Origin of the sequence: Amycolatopsis magusensis, from assembly GCF_017875555.1 — a bacterium.
Classification (GTDB): Bacteria; Actinomycetota; Actinomycetes; order Mycobacteriales; family Pseudonocardiaceae; genus Amycolatopsis; species Amycolatopsis magusensis.
The window spans coordinates 3,601,544-3,615,745 of record NZ_JAGGMS010000001.1; the positions used below are offsets into that span (position 1 = coordinate 3,601,544).

Genomic DNA, 14,202 nt, shown 5'->3' on the forward strand with positions numbered 1-14,202 from the left:
GCATGGCTGGACCACCGCAGAGCAAGGCGGACTACGTCTACGCCTCGCTGCTCGACGACCTGCGCAACGCCCGCCTCTCCGGCGGCACCCCGTTGCGGGCCACCGAGATCGCCCAGCGGCTCGGCGTGTCCATCACGCCGGTGCGGGAAGCGTTGCGGCGCCTGGAAAACGACCGGCTCATCCGCTACGAGCAGAACCACGGCGCCACGGTGATCGACCTGTCCGCCGACGCGCTGGTCGAGTACTACAGCGTGCGGGCCGTGGTCGAAGGGCTCGGCGCCCGCCTGGCCGCGGACCGGATCACCGACGAACAACTGGCGCGGCTGTGGGCGATGCACGAGCGGATGGTCGCCGACGAGCAGGCGGGCCGCTACGAACTGCTCGGTGAGCAGAGCCGCGAGTTCCACCTGGCCATCGCGGACATCGGCGGCCCCGCCTTCCTCGGCGCGCACGCGCGGGCCGTGCGCAACAACTTCCCGGTGCCCGCGCACGCCTCCCTCTGGCTCGACCCCGACCAGGCCCGCAACCACCTCACCGTGCACGAGCACCTGCTCAAGGCCCTGAAGGCGGGCGACGGGACCACCGCCGAGCGGATCATGGTCGAGCACGTGCAGTTCAGCGGGCGCTACCGGCTCGACCGCGCCGGCTCCTGAATCACCCCCGCCGGAGCAGCTGCTCGAAGCTGGGCACCGAGCTGAACTCGTCGGCGGGCTTGCGCGGCCGCGCGTCGGCGACCTTCTTCGCCAGTTCCCCCGCGGCCTGGTCGATCCGCCGGAGCAGGGCACCGTCGTCCGCCCAGTCGTCGGTGGCGGCGAACACCGAGGTGGTCACCACGTCCGCGTGCAGGTAGGTGAACAGCGGGCGCAGGTTGTACTCCAGTGCCAGCGAGTGCCGCGGCGTGCCGCCGGTGGCACCGAGCAGCACCGGCACCCCGGTCAGCGCCCGGTTGTCCAGGATGTCCACGAAGGACTTGAACAACCCGGAGTACGAGGTGGTGAACACCGGGGTCACCGCGATGAGCCCGGCCGCGCCGGTGACCTTCTCCAGCACCTCCGGCAGGCCGCCCGCCGGGAAGCCGGTCAGCATCATGTTCACCACGTCGTGCGCGACGTCCCGCAGTTCCACGGTTTCCACGCTCGCCTCGGCGCCTTCGGCTTCGAGGGCGGCGACGGTCGCCGCGCCCAGCCGGTCGGCCAGCAACCGGGTGGACGACGGCTGCCGCAGCCCCGCCGAAACGGTGACGATCCTGGTCTCGTCCATCAGTGTGTCCTCCTGGTTCAGGAAACGAGTTCGGCCTGCTTGGCCGCGACGCGGTCGGCGTGGCTCGGCGGGTTCGCGGGCACGTGTGCGGGCCGCTGCGCCTCCATCTCCTTGCGCAGCACCGGGACGACCTCCTCGGCGAGCAGGTCGATCTGCTCCAGCACGGTCTTCAGCGGCAGGCCGGCGTGGTCGACGAGGAACAGCTGGCGCTGGTAGTCGCCGACGCCCTCGCGCATGCCCGCGTACCGCTCGATGACCTGCTGCGGGCTGCCCACGGTCAGCGGGGTGCTCGCGGTGAAGTCCTCCATCGACGGGCCGTGCCCGTAGACCGGCGCGTTGTCGAAGTACGGGCGGAACTCGTTCCACGCGTCCTGCGAGTTCTTCCGCATGAACGCCTGCCCGCCGAGGCCGACGATCGCCTGGTCCGCCTGCCCGTGGCCGTAGTGCTCGAACCGCCGGCGGTAGAAGTTGACCATCTGCGCGGTGTGCGACATCGGCCAGAAGATGTTGTTGTGGAAGAAACCGTCGCCGTAGTAGGCGGCCTGCTCGGCGATCTCCGGGCTGCGGATGGAGCCGTGCCAGACGAACGGCGGCACGCCGTCCAGCGGGCGCGGGGTCGAGGTGAAGCCCTGCAGCGGGGTGCGGAACTTGCCCTCCCAGTCGACCACGTCCTCCTCCCACAGCCGCCGCAGCAGCGCGTAGTTCTCGATGGCCAGCGGGATGCCCTGGCGGATGTCCTGGCCGAACCACGGGTAGACCGGGCCGGTGTTGCCGCGGCCGAGCATCAGGTCCATCCGGCCGTCGGAGAGCACCTGCAGCATCGCGTAGTCCTCGGCGATCTTCACCGGGTCGTTCGTGGTGATCAGCGTGGTCGAGGTGGACAGCGTGAGGTGCTCGGTGACCCCGGCGAGGTAGCCGAGCAGGGTGGTCGGGGAGGAGGCGACGAAGGGCGGGTTGTGGTGCTCCCCGGTGGCGAAGACGTCGAGCCCGGCCTGGTCGGCGTGCTGGGCGATCTTCAGCATCGACCGGACGCGCTGGGTGTCGTCGGGGGTCTGCCCGGTGGTCGGGTCCGTGGTCACGTCGCTGACGGTGAAGATGCCGAACTGCATGGGGAGCCTCCTGTGGTCCTCCGGCGCCCGGGGTGGCGCTACCCGGGTAAACGTCTCGCGCGGAAGAATATTTCCCGCGAGACGATTGGCTTGCGCGGGGTGCGGGCCGAGGCGTTCACCTGGCTCATCGCCGGGTAGTCCACAAGGCGTCGAGCGCGCAACCTCGAGCGGCGGGAGTGGTCATGGAGAAGGTCGGCTCCAGCGGGCTGACGCCGGTGGACCGGGTGCTGGACGGGCTGCGCGGGTTCGGCGCGCACTACACCGAGTTCACCCGGGGTTTCGCCGCGCACCTCGGCCTGCACTCCACCGACGCGGCGGCGCTGGTCGAAATCCTCTACGCGGAGGACAACGGTGTGCCCCTCTCGCCGGCGCGGCTGAGTGAGCGGATTTCGCTCAGTTCGGGTGCGACGACGGCTCTGCTGAACCGGCTGGAACGGGCGGGGCACATCGTCCGGAGCCGGGAACAGCCGGATCGGCGGATCGTGACGCTGCGGAGCAGTCCGGAAATCCAGGGGCCGGGCCGGGAGTACTTCGGGCCGCTGGCCGAGCACATGGGTGCCTTGCTGCAGAAGTACTCGCCTGCCGAAGTGGCGCGGTTCGAGGAATTCCTGGAGGACCTGCAGGTGACCATGGACGCGGTGCTGGCCGAACAGCGTGAGTGACGCTCACTTCGTTGAGCTGGACTCCTTGCGCCGGTTGGCGTTGAAGCGCGCTTTCTTCTGCCGGTTCCCGCAAGTGTTCATGTCGCACCATTTCCGGGTGCGACTCTGGCTGGTGTCGAAGAAGGCGGCTTGGCACGTCGGTGACGCGCACAAGGCCAATCTTCCGTCTCGTTCCCCGGCGACGATGCTGATCGCGTCGGCGGCGATCACGCTGAGGGCGTCTTCCACGCGGGAAGCCGAACCGAGCTGCCACTGCCGCGTGCCCTCGGGCGTCAGGACGGCCGCGGCCCGCCCCTGAACGCTGCAGTCGTTGAGGACTCGGACGGCGGACGCGGGAAGCGGGTCCTGGAGCGCGGCGGCTGTCGCGGCGGCGTGGATCGACTCCCGCAGTTCCCGGGCGCGTTCGAGTTGGGCGGTGGTGCAGGAATCCACGGCGAGTCCGCTCACCGCCAGCCAGTCGACGAGCCGCTGAGGGGTGGGAATGCGCTCCACGGCGTCACCCTGACGCTCCGTCAGCGTGGCCGTGAAGCTGGTCGCCAGCACCGTGCCGAGACGGAATTCGGGGAACTCGGCAGGCATGGAACCACCTTAGCAGGTTGCCCCCGGGCTCCGGCGGCTGCTAGAACCGTCTTAGCCGGTTCCACGATGCCAGGAGGTCCCATGTCCCGGAGCGTTCAAGCCTTCGAAGCCCACGCCACCGACGCCGACCTCGACGACCTGCGGGCGCGGCTGGGCGCGGCACGGTTGCCGGAGGCCGAGACGGTCCATCGCGCCGGGCCCGGCCGCTGGGACCAGGGCGTGCCCCTCGCCGACCTCGCCGAGCTCGTGGACTACTGGCGCACCGGGTACGACTGGCGTTCGTTCGAAGAGCGCCTCGACCGCATCGGCCAGTTCCGCACCACCATCGACGGGCTGGGACTTCACTTCCTGCACCGCCGATCCACGCGGGCGGACGCCACGCCGCTGGTCCTGACGCACGGCTGGCCGGGCAGCATCGCCGAATTCATCGACGTGGTGGACGAGCTGGCGGATCCCGGGAACCCGGCCGCACCGGCGTTCCACGTCGTGGTTCCCTCGCTGCCGGGCTTCGGTTACAGCGACAAACCGGCCACCACCGGGTGGGGAACCGAGAAGATCGCGGCCGCCTGGGTGGACCTGATGGGAAGGCTCGGCTACCGCCGGTTCCTCGCCCACGGCGGCGACTGGGGAGGCAACATCACCACGGTCCTCGGCGGCCGGTTCCCGGAGCACGTCCTCGGCATCCACACCACGTTCGCGCAGGGCCTGCCGGGGGCGACCACGGACGGGCTGACGGCCCTCGAGCGCGAATGGGCCGAGGAAACCCACCATTTCTGGCGTCACCGCGCGGCATACGCGAAGCAGCAGGCGACCCGGCCGCAGACCATCGGCTACTCGCTCGTCGACTCACCGGTCGGCCTGCTCGCCTGGATCCTCGACAAGTTCGCCGAGTGGTCGGACACCGAGGACAGCCCCTTCGAGACGATCTCCCGGGACCGCGTGCTCGACGACGTCACCCTGTACTGGCTGACGCGGACCGGCGCCTCCTCGGCCCGCATCTACTACGAAAGCCACAACTCGCTCGACCCCGAACTCCGGGTCGACGTCCCGTCGGCGATCACCACGTATCCCCGCGACATCGAGAAGTACCCGCGTGCCTGGGCGCAGGAGCGGTACCGGCAGATCGTCCGGTGGCGGTCCCCCGAAGCCGGGGGACACTTCCCATCGCTGGAGGTTCCCGAGTACTTCGTCCACGATCTGCAGGAGGGACTCGCGGCGGTGCTGGCCGCCAGCCGGCCGTTCTGATCAGGGGTCGAAGCGCAGGATCGTGCCGGGGGCGGTCAGGTGCAGCGAGCCGTCGGGGGCGGTGGTGAGACCGGCGAAGGGGAGCGGGGTGCCGGGCATGCCGTGGCTGAAGAGGGCTCGGGGCGTGGCTTCCGGTGCGGTGGTGGGCAGGTTTTCGGCCTCCGTACGGACTTCGCCGGTGGTGAGCGAGATCGCGCGTAGTCGGTGGTGGGTGGTTTCGATGGTGAAGAGCTCGTCACCGCGGATCGTGAGGCCTTGGGGAGCGCTTAGATCGGTGGCGATCGGAACGGCTTCACCGTCGTCGATCCGGTAGACGGCACCGTCGTGGTCGTCGCTGAAGTAGCAGTGCCGCGAGGCGTCCAAGGCCACATCGACGGGATGGGTCAGGTTCTCCGCCAGCACGGTCACCACGTCCGCGGCATCGATCAGCAGGATGCGGCCCGCGTCTGTCTCGGCGACGACCAGGGCGCCGTCGTCCCGGACGGCGATGCCCTGGGGACGGGCGAGGCCGCCGGCGCGTGAGCGGGATTCGCCGGTGGCCGGGTTATACGTGCGCACCTCGCCGTACTGCGAGGTCAGGTGCAGCAGTTCGCCCTCGGCCACGACGCCGTGGGTGAAGATCATCAGCGCCTGCGTCCGCACCCCGCCCGCGGCCGTGGCGTCCGGGGTGGCCAGCCGGTAGTGATCACCCGCGTAGACCCGGCCGCCGAAGTCGACCGTCACGCCGTACGGGCCGTCGAAGCCCGGGTCGACCACCTGGCGGGTCCGGCCGTCCGGGTGCAGTTCCGCGATGCCGCCACTGGCGTAGCTGGAGACGAACATCCGGTTCTCCGCGTCGAACGCCGCGTTGTCCAGGCCGACCACCCCGCTGGTGACCAGCGAACGAGCCCCGCCACCGGCCAGGTCGATCCGGGTGACGATGCCCGCCTCACCCCGGGACAGCACCAGCAGCGTGCCGTCCAGGTCGAAGCGGACGGCGACCGGCTCGTGCACGTCCTCCGCGACCAGTTCGGGTTCGCCGCCGTCGGGCGGGATCCGGAAGACCTGGCCGGTCAGCATGTGCGGGTAGTAGAGGCACCCGTCCGGGCCGAGTTGCATGGCGTTGCCCATGGCGAGCCCGCCGGTCAGCACGCGCAGCTCGCCACCGGTCAGCTCGACCACCCGGCCGTCGAAGTTCATCTCGTTGACGAACAGCCGGTCGCCGACGCAGGTGATGCCGTTGGGCAGCCGCAGTTCCTCCGAGAGCAGCCGGTACTCGCCCAGCGGATCGCGCCGCCACACCCGGCCGGGCACCAGGTCGGTGACGTACATCGAGCCGTCCGCGCCGAAGGCCAGGTCGTCCGGCGATTCGATCGGCCCGCCCGGCGGCACCACCACCTCGATGTCCCCGGAGGCCAGGTCGACCGCGCTGATCTGCCCGGCGAGGAACTGCGCCACGTACAGCCGCCCGTCCGGCCCGAACGACACGCCGTTCGAGCCGGGCAGCCCGCTGGGCGGGGTCAACCGCCGCCCGGCGCTCATTCGGCGTCCGCCAGCACGTCGTCCATGCGGCTCGCACGCCAGTCCCGCAGCACCTGGTGGAACGCCACCGGCCCGTCACCGAAGGAGAACCGGCGCGGGTGCGGCATGCCCTCGTTGTTGTAGTAGCCGGGGGTGCACTCGGCGTGGAACTTGTACTCGTCCACCGACTTCTCCTCGATCGTGGTCACCCACTCGCTTTCGGCCTGCGAACTCGGCTCCACACAACGGATCCCGCGTCGGCGTGCTTCGGCGACCACCTCGCCGATGTGCGTCGCCTGCTCGTCGAGGATGTGCACGAAGTTCACCGAGGCCGCGTTCTGCAGCGGCCCGAGGTGGAACAGGTTGGGGAACTTGTGGCTGTAGAAGCCGTGCAGCGTCCGCGGCCCGCTGCCCCAGTGCTCGAAGATCGAGATGCCGCCACGCCCGTGCACCGGCAGCTTCCCCGACAGCACCCCGGAAACGCCGACCTGGAAGCCGGTGGCGAAGACGATGCAGTCCACTTCGTACTCCCGGCCGCCGACCACCACCGCGCGCTCGGTGATCCGCTCCACCCCGCCGTGGTCGGCGGTGTCCACCAGGGTGACGTTGGGCCGGTTGAAGGTCTGCAGGTAGTCGTCGCTGAACGTGGGCCGCTTGCACATGTAGCGGTACCAGGGCTTCAGCAGTTCGGCGGTCGACGGGTCCTCGACCAGCGAGTCCACCCTGGCCCGCAGCTCGTTCATCTTCTGGAAGTCGACGATCTCGTCGACCTGCTCGCGCTGCTCCGGCGACAGGTCCGGGTAGGAGTCGCTCGGGATGAGCTTCTGCAGCAACTGCGCGCTGCCGGTCCAGCCGTCGGCGACCAGGTCCTCTTCGGCGGGTCTGCCGGTGACCACCTCCAGGAAGTTGTCCCGGCGCCTGCGCTGCCAGCCCGGCTCCAGCGAGGCCGCCCACTCCCGGTCCGTCGGACGGTTCGCGCGGACGTCCACTGTGGACGGCGTGCGCTGGAAGACGTACAGGTGCTCGGCGTCGCGGCCGAGGTGCGGGACGACCTGGATGGCGGTCGCGCCGGTGCCGATCACGGCCACCTTCTTGTCGGCGAGCCCGGCCAACCCGCCGTTCGCGTCACCGCCGGTGTAGGCGTAATCCCAGCGGCTGGTGTGGAAAGTGTGCCCGGTGAAGTTCTCGATACCGGGGATGCCGGGCAGCTTCGGGGTGCTGAGCGTCCCGCTGGAGACCACCACGTACTGCGCGCGCAGCTGGTCACCGCGATCGGTTTCCACCTGCCATTCCTCGTCTTCGTCGTGCCAGTGCAGCGAGGTCACCCTGGTCTGGAAGCAGGCGTCGCGGTAGAGGTCGAACTTCCTGGCGATGGCCCGCGAGTGCTCGCGGATCTCCTCGCCCGGCGCGTACTTCCACTTCGGCACGTAGCCGACCTCTTCGAGCAGCGGGAGGTACACATAGGACTCGATGTCGCAGTGGATGCCGGGGTAGCGGTTCCAGTACCAGGTACCGCCGAAGTCCGCGCCGTCGTCGATCAGCCGGATCCGCTCGACCCCGGCCTGGCGCAGCCGCGCCCCGGCGAGCAGGCCGCCGAACCCGCCGCCGACGACGATGGCTTCCACCCGGTCGTGCAGCGGTTCCCGGTGGAAGTCCGGGTCGGCGTGCGGATCCGCGGCGTAGGAACCGAACGCCCCCTCCGGCCGCTGGTACTGCGCGTTGCCGTCCGGCCGGATCCGGCGCTCGCGCTCGGCCCGGTATCTGGCGCGCAGTTCTGCGGGGTCGAAGCCCAGGTCCTCGGCGAGCGGGACCTGCTGGTTCGGGGTGGTCATGACTGCCTTCCTGCTGCGTGGTGGGAGGGATCGACTACCAGGTGACGGGCAGTTCGTAGACGCCGTAGACGAAACCGTCGTGCTTGAACGGGATGTTCTCGAAGTCGGTGGCCAGCGCCAGGTCCGGCGCGCGGCGGTAGAGCGTGCGGTAGACGATTTCGAGTTCCAGCCGGGCCAGCGGCTGGCCGAGGCACTGGTGCACGCCGAAGCCGAAGGCGACGTGGTGGCGGGCCTCGCGGGTGATGTCGAGCCGGTCCGGGTCGGGGAAGGCGTCGGCGTCGCGGTTGGCGATCTCGTTGGGCAGCACCAGTCCTTCGCCCTTGCGGATCAGCTGCCCGGCGACCTCGAGGTCCTCCAGCGCGACCCGGCGGCGTCCACCGTGGGTGATGTTGAGGTAGCGCAGCATTTCCTCGACCGTCCGCGAGGCCACCGCGGGGTCGTCGGCCTCGCGCAGCAGGTTGAGCTGGTCGGGGTTGCGCAGCAGGAGCAGGGTGCTCAGCGCGATCATGTTCGCCGTGGTCTCGTGCCCGGCGATGAGCAGCAGCACGGCCATCGCGGTGGCCTGCTCGATGCTCAGCTCCTCGGCCTTGATGCGCTCGCACAGCCGCGACAGCAGGTCGTCCCCCGGGGCGTCCATTTTGGACGCGATCAGCGCGCCGAGGTACCGGCCCAGGTTGCCCGACGCTTCGGCCCGCTGCTCCGGGGTGGAGTCGCGGTTGATCATCGTCTTGCTGTTGTCCTGGAAGAAACCGTGGTCGCTGTAGGGCACGTCGAGCAGCTCGCAGATGACCAGCGACGGCACCGGCAGCGCGAAGCCCTCCACCAGGTCCGCCGGCTTCGGGCCGCCGAGGAACTCGTCGAGCGCGTCGTCGACGATCCGCTGGACCATCGGGCGCATCGCGGCCACCTTCTTCACCGCGAAGGCGGACCCGACCATGCGCCGCAGCCGGGCGTGCTCGGGGTCGTCCATGCCGATGAAGCTGAGCGTGCCGCCCCCGGCGGCCTGGCGCGGGTAGGTCGGGTGGGTCATGTCGGCGCTGACCCGGGGATCGGTGAGCACGGCACGCTGGTCGGCGTAGCGGGTGACCAGCCACGGCGTGCTGCCGTCCCACAGCCGGACGCGGGTCAGCGGGGTCTCCTGCTGGAGCTCGCGCAGCTCCGGCGGCGGGTCGAACGGGCAGCCGGCGGCCCTGGCCATCGGGTACTCCGGCGTCGTGGTGGTCATGCGGTTCCTCCGGTGGTGGGTGCGGCGAGGTGCTGTTGCCGGTGCAGCCGGGCCTGCTTCGGCATGTTCCAGCCGAGCACGCCGGTGGGCTGGCCGTGGCGGTCGTAGCGGGCGACGAAGCGGCGGGCAGCCGGGTCGCCCTCGACCACGCTGACCTGGGCATCGGGCGCGAGCACCCCGTGGATCTGCAGCTTGGCGTCGAACTGGTCGGTCCAGAAGTAGGGGATCGGCGTGTACGGCTGGTCGGCGCCGAGGATGTTGGCGGCCACGGCCCCCGCCTGTTCGGTGGCGTTGGTGCGGTTTTCCAGGCGCAGCAAGGAGCCGAAGCGTTCGTGGTGCCAGCGCGCCACATCACCGGCGGCGTAGACACCGTCGGCGGCACGGCACCGTGAGTCGCACACGACGCCGTTTCCCAGCACCAGCCCACTGTCCTCCAGCCAGCCCGTGCAGGGAACCGCCCCGAGCGCGACCACGACGAGGTCGGCCTCCAGCACCTCGCCGGTGCTCAGGCGGGCGCCGGTGACCCGGCCGTCCGCGGCGGTGAGCTCGTCGACCCCGGCGCCGAGGCGCAGCTTCACGCCGTTTTCCGCGTGCAGTTCGGCCAGCAGCCCGGAAACCAGCGGTCCGAGCTGGGCGGCCAGTGGTGCGGCCTGCGGTCCGGTCAGGACCACCTCCACGCCGAGACCGCGCGCGGTGGCGGCGATTTCGGCACCGAGCACGCCGTCGCCGACGACCAGCAGCCTTCGCGTGGCGAGCAGGTCGCCGCGCAACGCGAGCGCGTCGTCCAACGACCGCAACACGTGCACGCCACGCAAGCCCTCCTGCCCGGGCAGCGTGCGCGGGCGGACGCCGGTGGCCAGCACGACCGCGTCGGCGGACAGTGCGCGCCCGGCCGCGGTGTGCACGGTCCGGTTCGCCACGTCCAGCGAGACGGCCTCGTCACCGAGCACGAGTCGCGCGTCGAGTGCGTCGAGGACTTCGCGGGTGCGCAGGTGCGCGCGTTCCGGTTGCCACGCTCCGGCGAGCACCTGCTTCGACAGCGGCGGCCGGTCGTACGGTACGTGCGGCTCGTCGCCCAGCAACGTCAGGTCGCCGGTGTAACCCTTGCGCCGCAGGGCTTCCGCCGTGGCCAGCCCGGCAGCGGACGCGCCGACGACGAGTACGCCCGCCGGACCGCTCACGCCTCGCTCAGCGCGATCGCGGCGGCCGGGCAGACGTCGGCGGCTTCCCGCACCGCGGTCCGCAGGTGCTCGGCGGGCTCGGCGTCCAGCAGGACCACCACGCCGTCCTCGTCGCGCTGGTCGAACACGTCCGGCGCGGCCAGCACGCACGAACCGGCGCCGCAGCACTTGTCCTCGTCGACGGTGATCTTCACGTCTCGTCCTTCCTCACGGGGTTCCGGGCGCCGACCGGGGTGACCGGCGCCGTCCACAGGCCGGTGATCGCGTCGATCAGGCCGGTGGCGGTGTGCGCCCAGGAGCACTGGGCTTCGGTGCCTTCGGCGAGCGCGCGTTCGCGCCCGGCGCAGCGGTGGGTGAGCAGGTGCCTGGCCATGTCGCTGCGCTCCAGGTGCACCGGCAGCGGCAGCGCGGGCAGGCAGCGGTTGAGCCCGGCGAGCACCCGGCGGATCGACTCGTCCGCCAGCGCGTCGTCGACCACGACCTGCCGCAGCACCGGATCGGTCATCACCTGCTCGCCGAAGCGGGCGAACCAGGTGGGGCTGCCCAGTTCCGCCAGGTGCTCGGTGAACGGCTCCACCAGGCAGGCGACCCAGTCGCGGGTCTCCCAGCTTTCGTCCGCCCGCTCGGCCATCCGGGCCCGCGTCCGCTCGATCGGCTCGGTGTGCCGCCGCAGGACCGCCCGCACCAGCCCGATCCGATCGCCGAAGTGGTAGCCGACGGCGAAGTTGTTGCCCTGCCCCGCCGCTTCGCCGATCTGGCGGTGGGACACCGCGGTGACCCCGTGCTCGGCGAACAACCGCTCCGCCGCGGTGAGGATGGACTCGCGGGTGCTCACTGCGTCGCGGGCCACCGCGTGCCTCCTCACTCCGCCGGCTGCCTTCTGGAAAACAGCTAACCGACTTCACGAGCTTGAGTCAAGCGACTGACTTAGACGGAGGATCGATGTCACGATGTGGCTTTCGAGAAGTTCTGCGTCCCGAAAGCCACATTCGTGACATCGGTTCCTACGAACGGGTGATGGGGGCGGTCCAGAGGCCGGTGATGGCGTCGATCAGGCCGGTGGCGGCCTCGTCCCAGGTGGCGCGCGGGGTGGCGGTGCCCTCGGCGAGGGCCCGTTCGCGTTCGGCGACCACGTGCACCATGAGCGTGCGCAGCATGTCCCCGCGTTCGGCCAGCACCTCGTCGGGCAGCTCCGGCGGGCACTGGCGGAAGTTGCTCACCACCAGCCGCAACGACGGGGTGGCCAGCGACTCCTCGGCCATGATCGGCCGGAACGCCGGATCGGTCATCACCTGTGCGCTGAACCGCGCGTACCACGACTCGCCTTCGAAGGAGGCCAGGTGCGTGGTGATCGGCCGGACCAGGCACGCCACCCAGTCCCGCACCTCGCGCGAACCCTCGACGGCGGAGGCCATCTCCATGCGCAGCGCCTCGATCGGGCCGGAGTGCCGTCGCATGATCGCCCGGACGAGATCCGCCTTGGTGCCGAAGTGGTAACCGACGGCGGCGTTGTTGCCCTGCCCGGCGGCGGCGCTGATCTGGCGGTTGGACACCGCGTACAGGCCCTGCTCGGCGAACAGCCGCTCCGCCGTGGTCAGGATCTGCTGCCTGGTGGCACCGACCTGCGCGGCCCTGGGGGTCCTGCCGACATCGGTCACCACGATCACCACCGTACAGGGACGGTCCGCAGGCCCCCGACCACGAGTCCCTCGACGCGTTCGAGGTCCTCGGGGGCCACCGAGAGGGTCAGCCCGGGCAGCCTGCGCAGCAGCACTTCGAGCACCATTTGCAGTTCGGTGCGCGCCAGTGTCTGGCCGAGGCAGGAGTCCTCGCGGTCTGCATCGGGTACGCCGAGCAGGTCGCAGATGACCCACACCGGCAGCGGGAAACCCAGCGCCAGGCGCAACGCGGCGCGATCCCCACTGGGCAGCCGGACGTCCGCCACGGGACACCCGGTGCGCGGCTCCGCCCATTCGGCCGGTGGGTCGAGCGGGGCCGGGTTCGGGATGGGGTAGTTCAGCACCGGGGTGTCCTCCTGGGGGTTCGCTCGGGGGTCGCCGGTCAGTCAAACCGGACACATTATGCTAAGTCAAGCGCCTGCTTTAACCCTGCCGCCGAGTCCCCGGGAGGCCGCCTCGTGGCGTCCGTGTCCACCACCCCCGCTTCGCCTGGTCCGGCCGCCGTGCCGGCACCCGCTCGCCGGCCGAACCTCGTGGTCGCCGTGCTGGCCTTCGGCGGGGTGACCGTCGCGCTGATGCAGACGGTCGTCATCCCGCTGGTGCCCGTGCTGCCGGGCCTGCTCGGGTCCACCCCGGCCGACACCGCCTGGGCGATCACCGCGACCCTGCTCGCCGCCGCGGTCGCCACGCCGACCATGGGCAGGCTCGGCGACATGTACGGCAAGCGCCGGATGCTGCTGATCAGCCTCGGCCTGCTGGTCGCGGGTTCGGTGCTCGCCGCGCTGAGCACCAGCCTGGCGCCGCTGGTGGCGGCGCGCGTGCTGCAGGGCCTGGCGTCCGGGGTGATCCCGCTCGGCATCAGCATCATGCGTGACGAACTGCCCGCCGAACGGCTCGGCTCGGCCACCGCGCTGATGAGCGCCTCGCTCGGCGTCGGCGGGGCACTCGGCCTGCCGCTGGCGACCCTGCTGGCGGAAAGCGTGGACTGGCACGTGTTGTTCTGGGTCGCCGCGGCGCTCGGCGTGCTCGCGACCGCGCTGGTGGTGTTGGTGGTGCCGGAGTCGGCGGTCCGCTCGGGTGGCCGGTTCGACTTCGTCGGCGCGATCGGGTTGTCGATCGTGCTGCTGTGCCTGCTGCTCGCGGTGTCGAAGGGCGCGGAGTGGGGCTGGGGCAGCGGGCTGACCCTCGGCCTGCTCGGCGGCGCGGCGGTGGTGCTGCTGGCCTGGGTCCGGTGGGAGCTGCGGATCCGGGAGCCGCTGGTCGACCTGCGGACCTCGGCCCGGCGCCCGGTCGCGCTGACCAATCTCGCTTCGGCGGTCTTCGGCTTCTCGATGTTCGCGATGTCGCTGGTGCTGCCGCAGTTGCTCCAGCTGCCCGCCGAAACCGGTCACGGCCTCGGGCAGCCGATGGTGGTGGTCGGCCTGGTGCTCGCGCCGTCCGGGCTGGTGATGATGGCGATGGCCCCGGTGTCGGCGCGGATCACCCGGCTCAGCGGCCCGCGCACCACGCTGATCAGCGGGGTGCTGGTGGTGGCCGCCGGGTACGGGCTCAACCTGGTGCTGATGAGCGAGATCTGGCAGCTGGTGGTGGTGTCCAGCCTGATCGGCGCGGGGATCGGCCTGGCTTACGGCGCGATGCCCGCGTTGATCATGTCGGCGGTGCCGGTGACCGAGACCGCGGCGGCGAACAGCCTCAACACGCTGATGCGCTCGATCGGCACGTCGGTGTGCAGCGCGGTGGCCGGGGTGGTGCTCTCGCAGCTGACCGTGCCCTTCGGTCCGGCCGAGGTGCCTTCGCCCACCGGGTTCCGGGTGGTGCTCGCGATCGGCGCGGGCGCGGCGCTGGTCGCGGCGTTCATCGCCTGCTTCATCCCGCGCCGCCCGCGACAGGGCTAGCGCGTGTTTCAAAGGTTGGGTTGTGGTGTGGGCGT

General features: G+C 70.9%; 14 protein-coding genes and 1 pseudogene. 4 read left to right on the forward strand and 11 right to left on the reverse strand.

Annotation, left to right across the window (positions count from 1 at the left end):
* Positions 1 to 2 precede the first annotated feature (2 nt).
* A complete protein-coding gene (locus JOM49_RS15890) occupies positions 3 to 653 on the forward strand; it encodes a GntR family transcriptional regulator (RefSeq protein ID WP_209665052.1) in 651 nt (216 codons plus the stop codon).
* A 1-nt stretch (position 654) separates the two neighbouring features.
* On the opposite strand, the gene JOM49_RS15895 is transcribed toward JOM49_RS15890, so the two are convergent.
* Entirely contained in the window at positions 655 to 1,260 is a 606-nt protein-coding gene (locus tag JOM49_RS15895) for an FMN reductase (protein WP_209665053.1), read from the reverse strand.
* A 17-nt stretch (positions 1,261 to 1,277) separates the two neighbouring features.
* The gene (locus JOM49_RS15900; protein WP_209665054.1) at positions 1,278 to 2,369 is read right to left on the reverse strand and encodes an LLM class flavin-dependent oxidoreductase; all 1,092 of its coding nucleotides are present in this window, start codon (positions 2,367 to 2,369) and stop codon (positions 1,278 to 1,280) included.
* Positions 2,370 to 2,551: 182 nt separating this feature from the next.
* Here JOM49_RS15900 and JOM49_RS15905 point away from each other — a divergent pair, with 182 nt between their 5' ends.
* Positions 2,552 to 3,031: a MarR family winged helix-turn-helix transcriptional regulator gene (locus JOM49_RS15905; RefSeq protein ID WP_209665055.1), complete on the forward strand. Its 480-nt coding sequence runs from the start codon at positions 2,552 to 2,554 to the stop codon at positions 3,029 to 3,031.
* 3 nt (positions 3,032 to 3,034) lie between these two features.
* Here JOM49_RS15905 and JOM49_RS15910 read toward each other — a convergent pair whose 3' ends face one another.
* The gene (locus JOM49_RS15910; protein WP_209665056.1) at positions 3,035 to 3,610 is read right to left on the reverse strand and encodes a CGNR zinc finger domain-containing protein; all 576 of its coding nucleotides are present in this window, start codon (positions 3,608 to 3,610) and stop codon (positions 3,035 to 3,037) included.
* A gap of 81 nt (positions 3,611 to 3,691) precedes the next feature.
* Here JOM49_RS15910 and JOM49_RS15915 point away from each other — a divergent pair, with 81 nt between their 5' ends.
* Positions 3,692 to 4,855 (forward strand): epoxide hydrolase family protein, encoded by a 1,164-nt coding sequence (locus JOM49_RS15915; RefSeq protein ID WP_209665057.1) that lies wholly within the window; start codon positions 3,692 to 3,694, stop codon positions 4,853 to 4,855.
* Here the strand turns inward: JOM49_RS15915 and JOM49_RS15920 are convergent, their stop codons facing one another.
* The 8 genes and pseudogenes from JOM49_RS15920 to JOM49_RS42990 all read right to left on the reverse strand — a co-directional run.
* Complete coding sequence (locus tag JOM49_RS15920; RefSeq protein WP_209665058.1) at positions 4,856 to 6,376, reverse strand: outer membrane protein assembly factor BamB family protein; 1,521 nt, start codon at positions 6,374 to 6,376, stop codon at positions 4,856 to 4,858. It abuts the gene before it with no gap.
* Complete coding sequence (locus tag JOM49_RS15925) at positions 6,373 to 8,187, reverse strand: flavin-containing monooxygenase (protein ID WP_209665059.1); 1,815 nt, start codon at positions 8,185 to 8,187, stop codon at positions 6,373 to 6,375. The genes JOM49_RS15920 and JOM49_RS15925 overlap by 4 nt, the downstream gene beginning before the upstream one ends.
* A gap of 34 nt (positions 8,188 to 8,221) precedes the next feature.
* Complete coding sequence (locus JOM49_RS15930) at positions 8,222 to 9,412, reverse strand: cytochrome P450 (protein ID WP_209665060.1); 1,191 nt, start codon at positions 9,410 to 9,412, stop codon at positions 8,222 to 8,224.
* Positions 9,409 to 10,593 (reverse strand): NAD(P)/FAD-dependent oxidoreductase, encoded by a 1,185-nt coding sequence (locus JOM49_RS15935; RefSeq protein ID WP_209665061.1) that lies wholly within the window; start codon positions 10,591 to 10,593, stop codon positions 9,409 to 9,411. The genes JOM49_RS15930 and JOM49_RS15935 overlap by 4 nt, the downstream gene beginning before the upstream one ends.
* On the reverse strand, positions 10,590 to 10,787 hold the full coding sequence (locus JOM49_RS15940) for a ferredoxin (protein ID WP_209665062.1): 198 nt from the start codon (positions 10,785 to 10,787) through the stop codon (positions 10,590 to 10,592). The genes JOM49_RS15935 and JOM49_RS15940 overlap by 4 nt, the downstream gene beginning before the upstream one ends.
* Positions 10,784 to 11,443, reverse strand: coding sequence for a TetR/AcrR family transcriptional regulator (locus tag JOM49_RS15945; protein WP_308158751.1), 660 nt, complete (start codon positions 11,441 to 11,443; stop codon positions 10,784 to 10,786). The genes JOM49_RS15940 and JOM49_RS15945 overlap by 4 nt, the downstream gene beginning before the upstream one ends.
* A gap of 154 nt (positions 11,444 to 11,597) precedes the next feature.
* Positions 11,598 to 12,263 (reverse strand): TetR/AcrR family transcriptional regulator, encoded by a 666-nt coding sequence (locus JOM49_RS42985; RefSeq protein WP_372444018.1) that lies wholly within the window; start codon positions 12,261 to 12,263, stop codon positions 11,598 to 11,600.
* Positions 12,257 to 12,418 (reverse strand): annotated as a pseudogene (locus JOM49_RS42990) (cytochrome P450); the annotation flags it as partial. The gene JOM49_RS42985 and the pseudogene JOM49_RS42990, both read right to left, overlap by 7 nt.
* Before the next feature lie 312 nt (positions 12,419 to 12,730).
* Between JOM49_RS42990 and JOM49_RS15955 the strand changes: the two are divergent.
* On the forward strand, positions 12,731 to 14,167 hold the full coding sequence (locus JOM49_RS15955) for an MFS transporter (RefSeq protein ID WP_372444019.1): 1,437 nt from the start codon (positions 12,731 to 12,733) through the stop codon (positions 14,165 to 14,167).
* The last annotated feature ends 35 nt before the right edge of the window (positions 14,168 to 14,202 follow it).

Coding starts and splice junctions, on each gene's coding strand:
- JOM49_RS15890 (WP_209665052.1), top strand. CDS start 3: ATGGCTGGACCACCGCAGAGCAAGGCGGACTACGTCTACGCCTCGCTG.
- JOM49_RS15895 (WP_209665053.1), bottom strand. CDS start 1,260: ATGGACGAGACCAGGATCGTCACCGTTTCGGCGGGGCTGCGGCAGCCG.
- JOM49_RS15900 (WP_209665054.1), bottom strand. CDS start 2,369: ATGCAGTTCGGCATCTTCACCGTCAGCGACGTGACCACGGACCCGACC.
- JOM49_RS15905 (WP_209665055.1), top strand. CDS start 2,552: ATGGAGAAGGTCGGCTCCAGCGGGCTGACGCCGGTGGACCGGGTGCTG.
- JOM49_RS15910 (WP_209665056.1), bottom strand. CDS start 3,610: ATGCCTGCCGAGTTCCCCGAATTCCGTCTCGGCACGGTGCTGGCGACC.
- JOM49_RS15915 (WP_209665057.1), top strand. CDS start 3,692: ATGTCCCGGAGCGTTCAAGCCTTCGAAGCCCACGCCACCGACGCCGAC.
- JOM49_RS15920 (WP_209665058.1), bottom strand. CDS start 6,376: ATGAGCGCCGGGCGGCGGTTGACCCCGCCCAGCGGGCTGCCCGGCTCG.
- JOM49_RS15925 (WP_209665059.1), bottom strand. CDS start 8,187: ATGACCACCCCGAACCAGCAGGTCCCGCTCGCCGAGGACCTGGGCTTC.
- JOM49_RS15930 (WP_209665060.1), bottom strand. CDS start 9,412: ATGACCACCACGACGCCGGAGTACCCGATGGCCAGGGCCGCCGGCTGC.